The organism is Roseibium sp. (assembly GCF_025698965.1).
GTDB lineage: Bacteria > Pseudomonadota > Alphaproteobacteria > Rhizobiales > Stappiaceae > Roseibium.
The window spans coordinates 1-17863 of the sequence record NZ_JAILWL010000072.1; the positions used below are offsets into that span (position 1 = coordinate 1).

The 17863-nt window shown below is 54.8% G+C and carries 18 protein-coding genes; 10 read left to right on the top strand and 8 right to left on the bottom strand.

Annotated elements, in window-relative coordinates; translation table 11 throughout:
* The 7 genes from K5905_RS08135 to maiA form a co-directional block, all read left to right on the top strand.
* On the top strand, positions 1-318 hold a 318-nt coding region (locus tag K5905_RS08135; RefSeq protein WP_297582337.1), incomplete at its 5' end, for a winged helix DNA-binding protein.
* A 15-nt stretch (positions 319-333) separates the two neighbouring features.
* Entirely contained in the window at positions 334-1623 is a 1290-nt protein-coding gene (locus K5905_RS08140) for a glycosyltransferase (protein WP_297582340.1), read from the top strand.
* A complete protein-coding gene (gene rfbC, locus K5905_RS08145) occupies positions 1620-2210 on the top strand; it encodes a dTDP-4-dehydrorhamnose 3,5-epimerase (protein ID WP_297582342.1) in 591 nt (196 codons plus the stop codon). Before K5905_RS08140 ends, rfbC begins: the two co-directional genes overlap by 4 nt.
* Positions 2198-3250, top strand: coding sequence for a dTDP-glucose 4,6-dehydratase (gene rfbB / locus K5905_RS08150; RefSeq protein ID WP_297582344.1), 1053 nt, complete (start codon positions 2198-2200; stop codon positions 3248-3250). Before rfbC ends, rfbB begins: the two co-directional genes overlap by 13 nt.
* Complete coding sequence (rfbD, locus tag K5905_RS08155; RefSeq protein WP_297582347.1) at positions 3247-4158, top strand: dTDP-4-dehydrorhamnose reductase; 912 nt, start codon at positions 3247-3249, stop codon at positions 4156-4158. The genes rfbB and rfbD overlap by 4 nt, the downstream gene beginning before the upstream one ends.
* Entirely contained in the window at positions 4155-5060 is a 906-nt protein-coding gene (gene rfbA, locus K5905_RS08160) for a glucose-1-phosphate thymidylyltransferase RfbA (RefSeq protein ID WP_297582350.1), read from the top strand. The genes rfbD and rfbA overlap by 4 nt, the downstream gene beginning before the upstream one ends.
* A 118-nt stretch (positions 5061-5178) precedes the next feature.
* Positions 5179-5829 (top strand): maleylacetoacetate isomerase, encoded by a 651-nt coding sequence (gene maiA, locus K5905_RS08165; protein ID WP_297582352.1) that lies wholly within the window; start codon positions 5179-5181, stop codon positions 5827-5829.
* A 44-nt stretch (positions 5830-5873) separates the two neighbouring features.
* Here the strand turns inward: maiA and K5905_RS08170 are convergent, their stop codons facing one another.
* The 7 genes from K5905_RS08170 to K5905_RS08200 all read right to left on the bottom strand — a co-directional run bounded on the left by K5905_RS08170 (position 5874) and on the right by K5905_RS08200 (position 14485).
* Positions 5874-6614 carry an SDR family oxidoreductase gene (locus K5905_RS08170; RefSeq protein ID WP_297582354.1) on the bottom strand — a complete coding sequence of 247 codons (741 nt, stop codon included), beginning with the start codon at positions 6612-6614 and terminating at the stop codon, positions 5874-5876.
* 141 nt (positions 6615-6755) lie between these two features.
* Entirely contained in the window at positions 6756-8210 is a 1455-nt protein-coding gene (locus K5905_RS08175; RefSeq protein WP_297582356.1) for an aldehyde dehydrogenase family protein, read from the bottom strand.
* On the bottom strand, positions 8182-9810 hold the full coding sequence (locus K5905_RS08180; RefSeq protein WP_297582359.1) for an ABC transporter ATP-binding protein: 1629 nt from the start codon (positions 9808-9810) through the stop codon (positions 8182-8184). Before K5905_RS08180 ends, K5905_RS08175 begins: the two co-directional genes overlap by 29 nt.
* Positions 9807-10637, bottom strand: a complete 831-nt coding sequence (locus K5905_RS08185; RefSeq protein WP_297582361.1) for an ABC transporter permease — start codon at positions 10635-10637, stop codon at positions 9807-9809. Before K5905_RS08185 ends, K5905_RS08180 begins: the two co-directional genes overlap by 4 nt.
* Complete coding sequence (locus K5905_RS08190) at positions 10638-11585, bottom strand: ABC transporter permease (protein ID WP_297582363.1); 948 nt, start codon at positions 11583-11585, stop codon at positions 10638-10640.
* Between the two features lie 104 nt (positions 11586-11689).
* Positions 11690-13111 (bottom strand): ABC transporter substrate-binding protein, encoded by a 1422-nt coding sequence (locus K5905_RS08195; RefSeq protein ID WP_297582365.1) that lies wholly within the window; start codon positions 13109-13111, stop codon positions 11690-11692.
* A gap of 90 nt (positions 13112-13201) precedes the next feature.
* The gene (locus K5905_RS08200) at positions 13202-14485 is read right to left on the bottom strand and encodes an acetylornithine deacetylase/succinyl-diaminopimelate desuccinylase family protein (RefSeq protein WP_297582368.1); all 1284 of its coding nucleotides are present in this window, start codon (positions 14483-14485) and stop codon (positions 13202-13204) included.
* Positions 14486-14661: 176 nt separating this feature from the next.
* On the opposite strand from K5905_RS08200, the gene K5905_RS08205 reads away from it, so the two are divergent.
* The 3 genes from K5905_RS08205 to K5905_RS08215 all read left to right on the top strand — a co-directional run bounded on the left by K5905_RS08205 (position 14662) and on the right by K5905_RS08215 (position 17335).
* Entirely contained in the window at positions 14662-15231 is a 570-nt protein-coding gene (locus K5905_RS08205; RefSeq protein WP_297582370.1) for a PAS and helix-turn-helix domain-containing protein, read from the top strand.
* A 303-nt stretch (positions 15232-15534) separates the two neighbouring features.
* Complete coding sequence (locus K5905_RS08210; RefSeq protein ID WP_297582372.1) at positions 15535-16188, top strand: FkbM family methyltransferase; 654 nt, start codon at positions 15535-15537, stop codon at positions 16186-16188.
* Positions 16189-16393: 205 nt separating this feature from the next.
* Positions 16394-17335, top strand: a complete 942-nt coding sequence (locus K5905_RS08215) for a glycosyltransferase (protein WP_297582374.1) — start codon at positions 16394-16396, stop codon at positions 17333-17335.
* 162 nt (positions 17336-17497) lie between these two features.
* On the opposite strand, the gene K5905_RS08220 is transcribed toward K5905_RS08215, so the two are convergent.
* A partial coding sequence (locus K5905_RS08220; RefSeq protein WP_297582376.1) for an asparagine synthase-related protein occupies positions 17498-17863 on the bottom strand: 366 nt, incomplete at its 5' end.

Here is a 17863-nt window from a genome sequence, read left to right on the forward strand (position 1 = left end):
AGAGATCTGATGGATCGGGGTCACTACCTCGGATCGAATGCGTCCTACAGCCTGAAACAGCTCGTACAAACCGGTTACGTGGATCGAACACCCTCGCCGCGAGACCGCCGTTCAGCGCGCATCCGTCTGACCGACAAGGGCAAGAAGTTGTGCGAAACGATAAAAACCGCCGATGACGTCAACCAGAATCTCATTGTGAGGGATGAACGCGATCGTCGGGCTCTGGAAGAGACCCTGACCATGCTGCGGCGGCTTGAAGTCGTGTGGGCGACCAGTTTGCAGCGGCATGACACGCGATTGGATGCCAAACAGTTCTGACGCGAGGTCCCACAAATGCATATCGTATTTGTGCACCGGGACGGCCCCGGGCAATTCGTTCATCTTGCCCGGCGCCTGATCTGCGAAGGCTGGTCGGCGACCCTCATTTCACAATCGGTCGACAGAACCGTTCCCGGTGTCAGGACCATTCGCTATTCTGATCGCGTGTCGCGGGGTAACGTTTCCACTCGGAACGGAAGCCCTGCGCATGTTCCCTATGTCGCCGCGGGTCGCCGTGTTGCGGACATTCTGCATCAACTCGTCCGAGAGGGACGAAAACCCGACCTGATCATGGGGCATATCGGATGGGGCGGCATGATGTTCGTGAAAGACATCCTCCCGGACACACCGGCAGTCGGTTTTTGCGAGTACTATTTTCAGCCTCAGGGCGGTGACGTCGGTTTTGCTCCCTCGGAAACTGTCGACCTGATTCAAAGACAAACGCTGCGTCTTCGGAATGCGGTCCAATTGGCAACGCTCGATCAGATCGATTGCGGCATCAGCCCAACAAATTGGCAAAAAAGCAGATACCCTGCTCCCTATCATCCCCGGATTATCGCTCAGCACGAAGGTATCGACACCAACCGGGCCAGACCGGATCACCTGGCAACTCTCCGCCTTCCTGATGGAACACTTTTGGCGAGTGGCGATCCTGTGGTGACATTTGCCGCGCGCAACCTTGAACCCTACCGGGGCTTTCCGCAGTTCATGCGCGCTGCCGCACGTGTCGCAAGAAAAAACCCTACGGTCCGCTTCGTCGTCGCGGGCGGAGACGGAACCAGTTACGGTCAATCCCAGACGAATGGAAAATCCTGGCGGGATCTTCTGATGAAGGAAACGGAAATTCCGCCAGAGCGGATCCACTTTCTTGGTCAGATACCGCATCATCAGCTCATTCGGCTGTTTCAGATTTCGGCAGCTCACGTCTACCTGACTTATCCCTTCGTCCTTTCCTGGTCGTTTCTGGAAGCAATGGCCTGTGGCGCCCCGATCATCGCGTCCGCAACCGCTCCGGTGGAGGAAGTCATGCGGGACGGTGTCAACGGCCAGCTCACGGATTTTTGGGACACAGAGGAAATCGCTGTCCGTATCGAACATACGCTCACGCGGCCACCCGGATTGCAGCAACTGCGCGACGCCGCAAGACAGTCTGTCGTGTCACGGTTCGAACTCAACGCAAGCATCCGCAAGACACAGCTTCTTTTGCAACGGATTGTTGCAAGAGAGGCAAGGCGAACTCTCGCTCCGGTGGCCGGCTTGAACCGGTCTCCTGCTCATTCTTTCACTTCCCAAGGTGCGTCATGAAGATCGAAGCAACCGAAATTGCTGACGTGCTGCTGCTGGTCCCCGAATGTCATGCGGACGACCGCGGGCTTTTCGCGGAAGTCTATAACCGGACCGAATTCGTCAGAGCCGGCATCTCACCTGTCTTCACGCAGGACAACATGTCCAGATCGGTATCGGCGGGCACTGTCAGAGGACTTCATTACCAGGTCCCTCCACATGCACAGGCAAAGCTGGTGCGGTGTTCGAGAGGAGCGATCCTCGATGTGGCAGTCGACATTCGGAGATATTCGCCGACATTCGGTCGGCATGTCCGTCGTGTTCTTTCAGCGGATAACATGCAACAGCTCTTCGTTCCAGCCGGCTTCGCGCACGGATTTTCGACCCTGAGCGCCAACACGGAAGTCCAGTACAAAGTCAGTGCCGACTATGCTCCCGATAGTGAACGAGGCATTGCTTTCGATGATCCGACACTGGCCATCGACTGGCAGCTAAGAGGACGGGAGCCGATCCTCTCCGCAAAAGACAGAGCCTTGCCGTTCCTTGAAAATCTCAAAAACGACTCTCCCTTCAAGACGATCATGGAGCCTGCCGCATGCGTATTCTGATAACCGGTGGCGCAGGCTTCATCGGAACCGCATTGTGCCGTCACTTGCTTGGCAACAACACGTGTGAGGTTATCGTTCTCGATAAACTCACCTATGCGTCCAACATGTCCGCAGTTGAAGAATTATCCGCAGAGAGACGATACACGTTCGTCAAAGCCGATATTTGCGACCCGGTGGCTGTGGGGAAAGTGTTTCAGAACTACAAACCGGACGCCCTTGTCCATCTGGCGGCAGAAAGTCACGTGGATCGCTCCATCGTCAACGCTCAGACCTTTGTCAGAACAAACATAGAGGGCACGTTATGCCTGCTGGAGGCAACGCGCAGCTACCTGTCTGGGCTCGACCGAAGGGGGAGAAGTCAGTTCCGCTTTCTGCACGTCTCCACTGATGAAGTCTTTGGCGACCTGGAAGGGGATGGGATATTCAACGAAACCACCCGCTACAATCCCTCCTCCCCATATGCAGCCAGCAAAGCAGCCTCGGATCATCTGGTCCGTGCTTTCATCAGAACTTATGGCCTGCCAGCAATTGTTTCCAATTGCACCAACAATTACGGCCCGGAACAATTTCCCGAAAAACTGATCCCTCTGATGTGCCACCAGGCAATGAATGGCATGCCGATGCCCGTTTATGGCAACGGTAGTCAAATCCGGGACTGGCTTCACGTCCGGGACCATGCCCGTGCACTCGTCGCTCTTCTGGAAAGGGGACAGCCTGGAAGCACTTACGCGATCGGTGCGCGCAACGAATGCCGGAACATAGATCTTGTTCGAAAGATCTGCAGTCTTTTCGATCGCTTGCGACCTGAAAATGCGCCACATGACGAGTTGATATCCTACGTCGCGGACCGTCCCGGTCACGATCAGCGTTACGCTGTGGATCCGACTCGGATCGAGACAGAAATTGGCTGGCGACCCGAAGTTTCCTTTGAACAGGGACTGACGGAGACAATCCGCTGGTATCTTTCCAATTCCAATTGGCAACACCCCGCGTCAGCTGCTTCCCGTTCACATGAAGGGCAGCAAAAGGTACCGGCATGACCCGAGCCCACACACTTCTGGTCATTGGTAAAAGCGGGCAACTTGCAAGATCTCTGAGCGCCTGTTCCATCTATTATCCGGAGCTGGAGTTACACTTTCTCGGACGACCTGATTTCGACATCAGGGACTTTGCGTCCTGCCGGTCTGCCGTCAAGGCGATCTGCCCTGATCTGATCGTCAATACAGCTGCCTTTACGGATGTTGATGCCGCCGAAAGTCACGCGGCAGAAGCCTTCGACATCAACACGATCGGTCCTGGCAATCTCGCGCGCGCGGCGACGGAGGCGAGTATTCCAATCATTCACATCTCAAGCGACTATGTGTTTGATGGCAAAAAGACCTCGGCCTATGTTGAAACTGATCCGACACGACCGCAAAACACCTACGGCCATTCAAAACTCGGTGGCGAAAAGGCTGTCATTGAGGCCAATCCACAACACATCATTCTGCGGACAGCCTGGCTGTATTCGCCGTTCAGCGTCAATTTCGTAACGAAGATTTTGAATGCCGCCGCGAATTCCACAATGCTGTCGGTAGTGACCGACCAGATTGGCAATCCGACTTCTGCACTGGATCTGGCAAATGCCATTTTGGAACTTGCACCGAAAATTCTAGCGACCGGAACCTTTCAGTCTTCCGGCATCTATCACCTTGCCGGCCCCTCAGTGATGTCTCGCCATGAACTGGCACACCTGATCTTCACGACCTCGGCGCGACTGTCCGGTCCGGTTTGCGAAGTCGGGCAAGCTCTATCACGTGACTATCCGACACCTGCAATCCGCCCGCTTCGAACGGCGCTGAACACGTCACTTTATCAAGAGAACTTCGGTTTCAATTTTCCTTCACCGGAAGCAAGTCTGGCAAAAACCGTCAGCTTCCTGCTTCGGCAAAGAAAGGGCGTTCAATGAAGGGTATCATTCTTGCCGGTGGATCCGGGACACGCCTGCACCCAATGACGCTGGCCAACTCCAAACAACTGCTGCCGGTCTATGACAAACCGATGGTTTACTACCCTCTGACGACCTTGATGCTGGCTCGTATCCAGGAGTTTCTCATCATCTCGACACCTCAGGATCTACCATCTTTCCGCCGGGTTCTGGGTAATGGCGAGCCATGGGGCATTTCCATCGAATACGCGGTTCAAGAACAACCGCTCGGCATTGCTCATGCTTTTCACATTGCTGAAGATTTTCTGGAAGGCGACGCTTCGGCGCTCATACTCGGCGACAACATTTTCCACGGCACCGGCTTGCCGGAAAAACTTCTTGCCGCACGAAACCAGCAGACTGGCGCAACGGTGTTTGCCTATCAGGTAAAGGATCCGGAACGCTATGGCGTCGTGAGTTTCGATACTCGCGGACAAGCCTACTCGATCGTTGAAAAACCAGCATCCCCTCAATCTGATTGGGCGGTAACCGGACTTTACTTTTATGATGCGGATGTTGTTGAAATCGCGAAGTCCCTGAAGCCGTCGGCACGCGGGGAACTTGAAATCACGGATATCAACCGGGCTTATCTGGAACGTGGCAGATTGAACGTGCAGCATCTCGGTCGCGGGTTCGCCTGGCTGGACGCCGGCACACCGCAATCCCTGCTGGACGCCGCCTCCTTCATTCAGACACTGGAATCCCGCCAGCGCTTCAAAATCGCCTGTCCTGAAGAAATCGCGTTCAACATGGGCTGGATCGACAGGACACATCTTAAATCGCTGGCAGACGAAATCTCGCATACTGCCTATGGTGAGTATCTGACCTGGATCGCTTCGGAACCCGCATTCGAAGGGTTGGAACTCGACAAAGCCATAGCCTAAGCTCGTTTCCGGTCTCCGAACTTCGGCATCTTTCCCTCAAAGCAAGTTGCATAGGAGGTATAACCCGCTTAAGCCTGTGTTCCGTAAGCTCAAAACAAAATTTTCGCTGGAGACGCAAATGGACCGGAACCCTGTGCTTTATGACTATTGGCGGTCGTCGGCAAGCTACCGGGTCCGTATCGCGCTCAATCTTCTGAATCTGCCTGCCGAAATCCGGCCCATCAACCTTCTGACCGGCGCCCACCGGACAGAAGATTATCTCGATATGAACCCGCAGGGTCTGCTGCCGACACTGGTCATCGACGGCAAACGCAAGACACAATCCCTGGCAATCATCGAGTATCTGCACGCAACGTCTCCGGGCTCCACGCTTCTGCCGGAAGATATCGAGGGACAATATCGTGTCCGCCAGCTTTCCTATGCCATTGCCATGGAAATCCACCCGGTTTGCAACCTGAGCGTAGCCAAACATGTCGCCGACATCGCCGGTGGCGACGACAAGATCAAGGTGGACTGGATGCGCCACTTCATCGGCAAAGGACTTGAAGGCTTTGAAAGACTGTTGTCGGAAAGTGAAGGCCCCTTCTGCCACGGAAACCAACCGACAATGGCAGACTGCTGTCTGATCCCGCAGCTCTATAATTCAGATCGCTGGGGTGTGGACACCACACGTTTCCCCCGCATAGAGGCTGCTCGAAATGCTGTAGACGCTCTCGAGGCGTTCCAGTCTGCACACCCCGATGCGATCGGTGCTCCGCCTGCGGAGTAAGCGGTGGTATCAGGTCGTTGGAACAATCCGGCGCAATGAAGCCGTCAGACACAACGACCGCCATCCACTTCCATCGCGACCCCGGTGATCATGCTCGCTTCGTCCGAGCACAGGAAACACGCTGCGTTGCCCATGTCCTCCGGTGTTGAAAACCGGCCAAGCGGAATGGTGGACAGAAACTTCGCGCGAATCTCGGGCGTATCTTCCCCCATAAAGCTCTTCAGCAGAGGCGTTTCCCCCGCCACAGGGCAAATTGCGTTGACACGAATACCCTCGGGCGCCAACTCGACCGCCATGGTCTTGGTGGCGGTTATCATCCAGCCCTTGGACGCGTTGTACCAGTTCAGGCGCGGGCGTGGACTGAGACCTGCAGTGGACGCAACATTCAAGATGGCGCCCTTGCCGGCGGACACCATGGCGGGAACGAAATGGCGCGCGGTCAGATAGACCGACTTGCAATTGACTGCCATGACGCGGTCGAACTCCTCTTCCGTAACCTCCTGCATCGGTTTGGGCAGGTGCGTGATCCCGGCATTGTTGACCAGGATATCGACAGCTCCGAGCGTGGCAGACGCCATCGCGGCGAGTGCCTCGACGCTGTCATTGTCGGAAACATCCACTTTCGCCGAAATGCCGTTCACTTCGCTCGCCACATCTTCTGCCAGTGCCATATTGAGATCCGCGATCAGAACCTTCGCGCCCTCTGCGGCAAATTTTCTGACAATCCCGGCACCAAATCCTGAGGCGCCCCCCGTCACGATGGCCGTTTTTCCCTGCAATCTCATTGGTTCCTCCAAGTTCCCTGGCTGTCAGCCCGGCCTTTTTCATTGCTCCCCGCCAAACACCGTGCAGGCCGGGATAGAAGTGCATCACCCTGTTCCACTCAGGCCTCCCTGTTAGGTCCAAGATGACGGTCGTGAGAATTCTCAGCCGTGAAATGCGGCAACGGTCTTGAGCGTCGTGAATCCGTAAAGCGCTTCAAAACCTTTTTCACGGCCATGGCCTGACTTGCCCATGCCGCCGAAAGGCAACTCCACGCCGCCACCTGCACCATAGTTGTTGATGAACACCTGACCGCTGCGGATCTTTTTCGCCAAGCGCATCTGCCGCGCTCCATCTCGGCTCCAGACGCTGGCAACAAGGCCATAGTCCGTGCCGTTGGCAATTGCGACGGCCTCATCTTCATCGTCAAAGGGAATGATAACCTGCACCGGTCCGAAAATTTCGTCCCGTGCAAGGGTGTGGTCAGGTTTTACGCCAGCAAACAGCGTCGGCTTGATATAATTGCCTTGCTCAGGCGCCTCCCGCAACACGCCTTCGGCCACCTTTTCAAGATCTGCTCCACGGTCCAGAAAGCTCGAGACTATTCCCTGCTGTTTGGCCGAAATCAGAGGTCCGACATCAAGGTCTGCCAGGGCCGGTCCAACCTGCAGGGACGCATAGCGGCTCGCCATCCGTTCGATAACCCGATCCTGGATCGACCGATGAACGAGAATGCGCGAGGATGCGGAGCAGGTTTGTCCGGCATTTTGAATACCTGCATTGACGAGAAACGGCAGCGCAGCGTCCAGATCCGCATCATCAAACACCAGCTGGGGCGATTTGCCGCCAAGCTCCAGCGTCACCGGCACCACATTGCGCGCAGCCGCCATCTGCACCTGGACACCAGTGGCGACCGAACCGGTAAAACTGACATGCCGAACCCCAGGATGTGCGGACAGTGAGGCCCCGGCCTCCGAACCAAGACCTGGAACCACATTGAGAACTCCGTCCGGCAACCCGGCTTCCCTTGCAAGATCTGCAAACGCCAGAGCTGTCAGACAGGCATCTTCAGCGGGCTTCAGGATACACGCGTTTCCGGTCGCCAAAGCCGCACCGACTGACCGGCCGATGATTTGCATCGGGTAGTTCCACGGAACGATATGCCCGGTGACACCGTGGGGTTCGCGAAGGGTATAAACCGTATAGCCATCCAGATAGGGAATAGTTTCCCCGGTCAGTTTGTCGGCGGCACCGCCGTAGAATTCCAGATAGCGGGCCAGAGCGACGGCGTCGGCTCGCGCCTGTTTCAGCGGCTTGCCGACATCTATTGCCTCGATCCGGGCGAGATCTTCAATTCGCTCCTGTACGAGCTCACGAAGCCGGAAGAGAAACCTTCCCCGCTCCACCGCGGTCGTTCGGCTCCACTCACCTTTCCACGCAGCGTCCGCGGCAGCGACCGCAGCATCGATATCGTCGGCGGTGCCTCGCGCAATCGATCCGATACGCTCACCAGTCGATGGGTTCCGCAAAGGCAATTGTTCGCCACTTGACGGGGCAACCCATTTGCCGCCGATCAGGCATTTTGTCGGGTCAAACCAGAGATCCGGAGATCGGGTCATGAGATCTTCCTCCTGCGACGTCGTCCGGCAAGGCCGGCGCGGCGGCGACAAGTTGCTTGGTGTAATCGTGTTTCGGGTGGTCGAAGACGTCATCCGTCGGACCATGTTCGACAATTTGACCGGCCTTCATGACGAGCACCCGCTCCGTAATCGACCGAACGACGCTGAGGTCATGACTGATGAAGAGATAGGTTAGGTCCAGCCTGTCGCTCAGATCTGCCAGAAGGTCCAGAACCTGCGCCCTCACCGAAACATCAAGCGCCGAGACAGCTTCATCCAGAATGATCAGATCCGGCTTGATGATGAGCGCGCGAGCGATGGCGATCCGCTGACGTTGACCACCGCTGAATTCGTGAATGTACTTGTGTCGATCCGTTTCATTGAGGCCGACACTTTCCAACGCTTCGGCTATTGCGCGATCTTTCTCCCGGCCTTTGGGCTGTCGCTCCAAGAGGTGATAGGGCTCTGTTACCAGCCGGTCGACTTTCCAGCGTGGATTGAAACTGCCATAGGGATCCTGAAAGACCACCTGCATGCGTCGGCGCACGTCGCTGTTTGCATGTTCATGCGTAAATACCGGCTGGCCATCGAACAGGATCTCGCCGCCCTGCACGTCCTCAAGTCCCAAAATCGCACGGGTCAAGGTGGACTTTCCGCAACCGGACTCCCCAACAAGGCCGAGGCTTTCACCACGTCGAATTTCGAAACTGACGTCATTCACCGCCCGAAATTGAGACGTTGTTCCCCAAAGACCATAGGAGTGGGTGACATATTCACGAACCACATTGCGCACCTGAAGCAACGCTGTGTCTCTCGCATGGCCTGTTCGTTCGGGAACATGACCGGAGGCCTTCAGCAGGGCGCGTGAATAGGGATGCTGCATGTTCCGAAACAGGTTATCCGCGTGCCCGCTCTCAACCACTTCACCTTTGCGCATAATCACCAGATCGTCGGCAAGATCGGCAACGACGGCCAGGTCATGGCTGATCAGCATCAGCCCGATATTTTCTTCCACCACCAGTTTCTGCAACAGTTTCAGGATCTGTGCCTGGGTTGTCACATCCAGGGCGGTAGTCGGTTCATCGGCGATCAAAAGTTTCGGCCGCAGAGCAATTGCCATCGCAATCACAACGCGCTGGCGTTGACCGCCCGATAGCTCGTGCGGATAGCGCGACAGAGGAAACCTGTCCTGTGGCAGTTCCGCCCGGCGCAAAGCGTCGGCGGCCCTCTCCATGGCCGCCGCCCTCGAAACCTTTTTGTGAATCAAAATGGTTTCAGCAACCTGAGTACCAATCGTCTGCAACGGATTGAGCGCCGTCATCGGCTCCTGAAACACCATGCCGACATCCCGCCCACGGATCGCACACAATTGCGCTTCACTGCGCGAAAGGATGTCTTCTCCGGCGAGCGTGATCTTTCCGGAACATTCCGCCCCGTATGGCAGGAGCTGCATTACGCTGAATGCCGTGATCGACTTTCCCGAACCACTTTCGCCGATGACACCGAGGATGCGGCCCGGTTCAATCTTCAGCGAGACTTCTTTGAGTATCTGCGTTCCGTGAATTGCAAGAGACAGATTGTCGATGCTCAGGAGGCTCATGCGCGCACCCTCCTGAGTTTCGGATCAAGAATGTCGCGCAGACCGTCCCCGAGAAGGTTCAGCCCGAGCACGGTCAACAATATGGCAAGACCCGGGAAAAGTGCCAGATGCGGCGCAAAGGAGATCATGGTTTGGCTGTCGGCGAGCATCCGCCCCCAACTCGCGGTCGGCGGTTGTGCTCCAAGACCCACGTAACTCAGTCCGGCTTCGGCAAGAATGCCAAGTGAAAACTGTATCGTTCCCTGGACGATCAGCAAATTGGCGACATTGGGTAGAATGTGTTCCAGCGAAATTCGCGCCGGTCCTTTGCCTGCGACCCGCGCCGCCATGATGTAATCCCGGCTCCAGAGCGAAAGTGCTGTCCCGCGTGTCAAGCGGGCGAAAACCGGAATGTTGAAGATGCCGATCGCGATGATTGCGTTCAGGGCGGACGCTCCGAAAACCGCCGTGATCATGACCGCGATCAGCAGACTCGGGAATGCAAAGACCAAATCGTTCATCCGCATGATGACTTCGTCCAGCAATCCGCCTTTTCTGGCTGCGGCCGCCAGACCGAGCGGAACACCGACCAGCATTCCGATCCCGACCGCAACCAACGCCACGGCGATCGAAGTTCTCGCGCCGACCATGATCATGCTCAGGATATCGCGGCCGAACTGATCCGTTCCGAACGGATGCGCCCAGCTCGGCGATTTAATCTTGTTGGCGATATCCAGAACAGTCGGATCATACGGAACCCAGACCAGGCTGAGGAGGGCCGCACCGGCAAATAGCAGCGTCAGGAATGCCCCTGGCAGCAGCGTTCGGCTGTAGAGAAAAAGGGACATCTATCGCCGTCCCCGCAATCGTGGGTCAACCAGAGCATAAGCAAGATCGACTGCGAAATTGACGACAATGACGGCAAACACAAGCAGCATCACAACACTCTCGACCACGATGAGATCACGTGCGCTGATCGCCTGAAAAACGAGACGCCCCAAGCCGGGCAGGAAGAAGACATTCTCGATAATGATTGCACCTGCGAGCAGAAACGAGAATTGCAGACCCATGATTGTCAGAACCGGGATCAAGGCATTGCGCAGCGCGTGCCGCCACATGGCCTGTGCCTTGTTCAGCCCTTTTGCACGGGCGGTTCGAATGAAGTCTTCGTTCAGCGTGTCGAGAAGGCTGGAACGCATCACCCGGGTTAAAATACTGGCTTGCGGCAACGCAAGCGCGATTGCCGGCAGCGTCAGTGACTTCATGCCCGCCCAGAAACCGGCATCCCAACCGGCGAAACCACCGGCTGAAAACCAGCGCAGATTGATGGCAAAGATCAGAACCATCAGCATTGCGAACCAGAAATTCGGGATCGCGACCCCCAACTGGGTGACCCCCATGACACCCGCATCCACATAAGATCCACGCCGTGAAGCCGCCCAGATTCCGGCGGGAAAGGCAATCAGTGTGCTCAGTGTCAGCGCATAGAGTGCCAGCGGCAAGGACACCCACATGCGATCGCCGATCATTTCCGAAACGGGTGTTCTATACGTATATGAGATGCCGAAATCACCGGTCAGCAGCCCCCCGGCCCAGGACAAGTAGCGCTCCAGAACTGTGCCATTGAGACCAAGCTGCTCGCGCAGCGCATTGAGAGTGTCTTCCTGGGCATTGAGGCCGAGCATGTAGGCCGCCGGATCTCCCGGCACGACTTCAAGCGCCAGAAAGATCACAATCGACGCAGCCACCAGGCTCAAAGCAAGAGACAGCAGTCGTTTCAGGAAATACCGCAGCATGAGCCCGTCATACGTCGACCGGCCATTCGTCTCCGGTCATTTGCAGGAAAAGGATATATGATACAGGCTTCCGTCGCAGGACGAGAGCCTGATCAGCGATTGCATCAGTCTTCCCAGTAAACACCCGTCAGATCGGTTGCCTGGGTTGGTTGGTTTTCCCAGAGCCCTTTGATCTTGGCATTGGCGACCGTCGGAAATGCCAGCTGAAACAGGTAGCCGTTGACGTAATCATTGGAAATCATCTCCTGAGCTTTCTTCAAAAGCTCAGACCGCTTTTCAGGGTCGTTTTCCGCCGTCAGATCCGTGAACAGCTTCTGGAACTCTGGGCTGTCATACTGGAAGTAATAATCCGGCCGCGCATAGATGCCGATATCCATCGGCTCCGTATGGCTGACAATCGTCAAACCGTAATCCTTGCCCTTGAACACCTGCTCCAGCCACTGCGCCCACTCGAGATTGGTAATTTCCGTTTCGATGCCAACGGCGCGCAATTGTGCAGCAATGATCTCGCCGCCGCGACGCGCATAAGATGGTGGCGGCAACTTCAATGTGGTCGTGAACCCGTCGGGATGCCCCGCCTCAGTCAGCAGCTTTTTCGAAAGCTCCGGGTCGTATTTGCTGTTCGCGGTAAGATCGACATAATCCGGATTGTGCGGGGCAAAGTGTGTGCCGATCGGTGTGCCATAGCCGAACATGGCACCGTCAATGATCGCCTGGCGGTCAATGGCGTGGGCAATCGCCTTGCGGACGTTGAGATTATCCAATGGTGGCAGCTTGTTGTTGGTCGACAGGATTGTTTCCCCCTCCGTCGATCCCACCAGAACCTGGAACCTTGGATCAGCCTCGAATTGCGGCAGGTTTTCAGGAGCCGGAAAACCGACAAAGGCATTCACATCCTCTGCCATCACAGCTGCAAAGGCCGCTGTCGGGTCGGAGATGAACTTGAAAGTCGCCTTGTCCAGCTTGGTGGGTTCACCCCAATAATCGGCATTCTTCTCAAGCTCGATGCGATCGCCCTGAACCCAGTTTGAGAACTTGAAGGCACCGGTTCCGACAGGATTGCTCTTTATGTTTTCAATGGACTCCGGTGCGACGATCACCGCATCGCCCCAAGCCATATTGAAAAGGAAACTGCCATTCGGTGCGGACAAGGTCACCTTGACCGTCTGCGGATCAACCACCTCGACGTTTTCAATGCCGGCAAACAGAGCCTTCTGTGCGTTGGCACTGTCATCTGCTCGTGCGCGCTCCAGGCTAAACTTCACATCCTCGGCCGTCATCTCAGTCCCGTCGTGGAACATCACTCCGGGCCGTAAGTTGAAGGTATAGGTCTTGCCGTCCTCGGAGATGGTCCAGCTTTCAGCCAGACCCGGATTGACCGAGCCATCCGGACCGAAGCGTGTCAGGCCCTCAAAGACATTGGAATAAAGCACTGAATCGATTGCGCCGGCGGCGGCGCTGGTCGGATCCAGATGCGGCGGCTCCAACTGCATGGCAACGATTATGTCGCTCTTCGCATGGGCCATTCCGATGCTCGCGGCCAGTGCAAGGACGCTGATTAGTCCACTCCCAAACTTTCTCAAACGCATAGCTTTCCCCATCTGTTGATGGCCGTTTCACGGCCTTGCCAACAATTCAATCAAAGAACGGCCCATGACCTTTGCGGAATCGAGCATGTCATCGACGCCCACATATTCATCCGGTTTGTGCGCCAGATCCAGAATACCCGGGCCATAGGCAATACAATTGTCCAATTTGCCGATCCGGTCGATATGTTTTTGATCATAAGTGCCTGGACTGACGACATATTCCGCCGGTTTGCCCATTGTTTCTTCAATCGCTTTTGCAACAGTGCGTACCACAGGTGCTTTTTTATCTGTCATGGTCGGCAGAACCCTGTGCAGCTCTCGCACGTCATAGCGGAAGTCCTCCCGCCGCTCTTCCACGGTCTTCATAATCTGAAGAACCTCTTCCTGAACCTCCTCGATATCCTCCTCGACCAGAAATCGGCGATCAATCACCATCCGGCAACTGTCCGGAACGCAAGGGCTCGGCAAGCCGGTGAAATCCGCGTCCCCTTCTGACTGTCCACCATGAATCGAATTGATATTGAGGGTCGATTGCCGGGCTCCTTCCGGCACCACAGGCATATCGGTTCGTTTCTCAGCCAGCGCAGGAAAGAGGCTTTTTTCCATTTCCTCGACTACCGCGCCCATGTGCCGGATCGCACAGTCACCAAGGAACGGCATCGAACCATGGGCGATCTCTCCGTAGGTCTCGACCTCAGCCCACCAGACACCCCGGTGCCCCAGGCAGATGCGATCCTTGTTGAGAGGTTCTGGAATGATGACGTGATGCACGCGTTTGGGATTGAAATACCCTTTTTGCGCCAGATAGGCGACACCGCCATATCCACCGGATTCCTCGTCGGCCGTACCGCTGATCTCAATAGCACCGGTGAAATCGGGACACACAACGAGAAAGGCCTCGGCAGCAATGATACTAGCTGCCAATCCACCTTTCATGTCGCACGCACCGCGACCATAAATCCTGCCGTCGACGAGCTCGCCACCAAACGGATCTTTTGTCCAACCATGGCCGACATCGACCACGTCGATGTGACTGTTGAAATGAACACACTCACCTTTCTGCTTGCCTTCGCGGCGCGCCACAATGTTCCAACGCGGATACTTCTCGCAATCCCCCGGAGTTCCATGGGCACGGATGAGTTCGGTCTCAAAACCGGAAGTACTGAGCCTCCTGTCCAGATAGTCACAGATATCCCGATAGTTCTCGCCAGGTGGATTGAGCGTTGGAATGCGCAGCAGATCCTGGGTAAGCTCAATCAGATCATCACGCCTGGAATCGATTTCGCGGATCAGATTTTCTGTCAAGGACATCTGGCACAATTCCCCGGAGCACTTCTTGTTCACACGAACCCGGAAAAGATGCTCCAATCGATAGATGGGACCTGCTCTTCACCTGCAGGGAGAAGAAGCGGATCTCGGTAGAAAAGCGAAACACTACTATGATACCGTCGAACTACGGTGCCAATACCGTAGGAACACGGTGACATATGGAAGACCTTGACCAACTCGCTTTCGACAACGCACCCATGGGCCTGGCCCTTACTGAAAATCGCGTCATCCAAACCTGCAACGAAACATTCGCGTGGATGTTCGGCTATCGAAAGGAAGAATTGATTGGCCAGAGCTTCCGGCTGCTTTACGGGTCTGACCAGGAATTTCACCAGATCCGGGATATCGGTCTGGAGCCCTTGCGGCATTCGCTGCCCTACACCGACGAACGCCTGATGCGCCGCTCGGACGGGTCGATGATCTGGTGCAGGTTCCGCGCCCGGACCCTGACACCGGAAACACCTCTGGCACGAACCGTTCTGACCTTCGCGCTGATCGATAACACGACAAGCGGACCTCAACTCACCCCAAGGGAACGGGAAGTTCTTCTCTACCTGTCGAAGGGCCTCACCAGCAAGGAAATCGCTCGCGAACTCGACCTGTCACCAAGAACAATCGAAGACGTCCGCGCACGCCTTCTGAAAAAGTTCCAGGTCAAGAATGTTGCAGTTCTGCTGACGCGGTTATCCGGTCATCAGATTGGAAAGACGCAACAGTTAAGACCATAGCTGGCTCCACAGCCGACAGCTGGTATCCTGACTCGTGAAAAAATGTCCACGTGGTTTTCAAAGTCATCAGGGATCTCTCTTATGTCGAAGTTCGAGCAGTCATAGGTATGTATCTTCTGGTGTTTTTCGAAAATATGTGAAGCTGAGAACCTGCACAGGGGCGCACGGTCAACTCAAAACGCGCAATCGATTTACAAAAAATCCTGGCTAAGACTGGCGCAATAGCTCGCTTGAGTGTAGGTGGCTTATCCAAATCACACGATACGACCATACTGGTGTATGGCGGTGACCTTTGAGGTTGGAATGGGTATTCGGAAATCTCTCAGAAAGAAACTCTTAAAACGCGGAAATAAAGTTCCTTACCTCCTCATGAACGATGATGAAAAGTACCTTCACCGCGTGCTTTCCATGATTGGCCCTGAAGACACTGTTATCGACCTTGGTGCGCATGTCGGCAAGATAAGCCGCAAATTTGCTGAGCGCGCAAAGACCGTATACTCCTTCGAACCACACCCGGAAATATTCCGTACTCTCCAAGACAACACAAAAGAGTTCCCGAACATAACTACTTTTCAAAAAGCAGTCTCTGACACAAGCGGCACGGCCAAGCTCTTTTCAGATCCTTCAATGACAACCAGGCCCACCCAAGGATCGACGCTCTCCGATGGAAAATCCGATGTTTCCTATGAGAACAGCTACGAAGTGCAACTCGTCCATTTCTCCAAGTTCGTTCAAGATCTGGATTGCACAGTCAAACTCATCAAGGTTGACATAGAAGGCATGGAGTACCGCATCATAAACGACCTGATTGATTCCAACGCAATTTCACGCGTGGAAGCAGTATACGTCGAGGACCATTGCGGCATCATCGGAGGGTTAGAGGCACAAAGAGACGCGACACTTGAAAAAATCAAACGTTTGAATCTAGGGCACAAATTCAATTTCGATTGGCCATGATGTGACGAAGGTTTGCATTTTTACTTACGAGTTCATGCATCGGCACCACACGATGGTGAATTTTCATATCGAAAACATGTTCGACGGCAATTCGTGCGTATGTTGCAAAGAAGAAAGAGAATATCAGACAGTCAAACGGCCTTTATTGCTGCGGTCCCAAATTGATCGATCACCATTTGGTCGGGTTCTCGGAGCAGTTGCGAAAGTGTCTAACAAGATACGAAAACTGCCTGCAAACAGCATTTATGGCAACGAACGCAAACAGATACTCGAATTTCTCAAAACCGAAAATGTCGATGTCGTACTTTGCGATTTCGGCTGTATTGGTGCGGAAGTCGCAGACAGTATCGGCGATTGCGGCATTCCCATATTTACCTATTACCGGGGATACGATGCTACAATGCGTGCAAGATCCGCCCGGCAGCGAAATCTGATTGCAAGGGCCTTCAAGAAAATGGAAGGTGTTTTTTTCGTGTCGGAATTCTTGCGCGACAATCTTGCCAGATACGGACTGGTTCACCCTAATAGCCACGTACTCCCCAGCGGCGTAAACACCGACAAATTCCTTCCTGCACAGAAAAGAAAGGCCAGTTTCATTGCAGTCGGACGCCTGATCGAAAAAAAACGTCCTGACCTGACAGTGGAAGCCTTCTGCAAGGAAGCAAAGTCCAATCCGGAAGCCACTCTGGAAATTCTGGGAGGTGGTCCCATGCAGGAGCAATGTCAGGAAATTGTTCGTCGTGAAGGGATGGAAAACCAGGTGAAACTGTTCGGCGAACAACCGCACGAAATCGTTTTAAAACATCTCCAGCAAGCTGAATTCTTCCTCCAGCACTCGGTAACAAGTCCGGGTGGAGACGCGGAAGGGGCGCCAACGTCCATTCAGGAGGCGCTTGCCTGTGGTTGCGCCATTCTTGCAACCAGGCATGCTGGAATCCCGGACCTGGTAACCGAGGGGCAAACGGGTCATCTTGTTGATGAGCTAGACCAGGACGGGTACCGCTCCCTAATTCGAGCGGCTCTTGCAGGCGACTACAACGCAGCTCAAATGTCAAAAAACGCAAGGGATTTTGCTGTTGCAAATCTGGACAACAGGGACCTTATCAAAAGGGTAGAAACAATCATGGAAAAAGCTGTGAAGCACTAGAAATTGCTACAGTTTTTGCTTGAAGATTCGTTCAGCTAAAATTGCGTTTCCTGCATTCGCTTCGAAACGTGGCTTGTCGAGGCAAACGCATGCAGCAACATGAAACTCGAGGGGACCACATTCACAAGAACGCAGCGTTGGGTTTTGGCCGATACTGGTGCATTATTTCCAAATCCGGGCCAGCTTTTTGATCGAACGAAAAATCGGTTTTTTCTTGCGTTTTTTCTTTTTGTCCGGAGCTGAAAATCCAAATCCGATCTTGACGTCTTCCTTGACGGGGAAGTTCTGGCTTCTCAAATATTCGCGGATTACCGATTTATAGAGTTTGTTTTTGATGTCCGCCCTCAGGCTGAGGAATTCCTGAACAACCTCGACATCCAGAAACGGATACCTTGCCTCCATACCGAAAGATCCGGCAACCATCTCTTCCTTCGACAGGTAAGCGGCTTGAGTGCTTCCAAAGAATGACGCCCAGGGAAAACGCCCCAGGAGATTGGACGGAAATTTACCGCCAAAATTGCTGTGAGC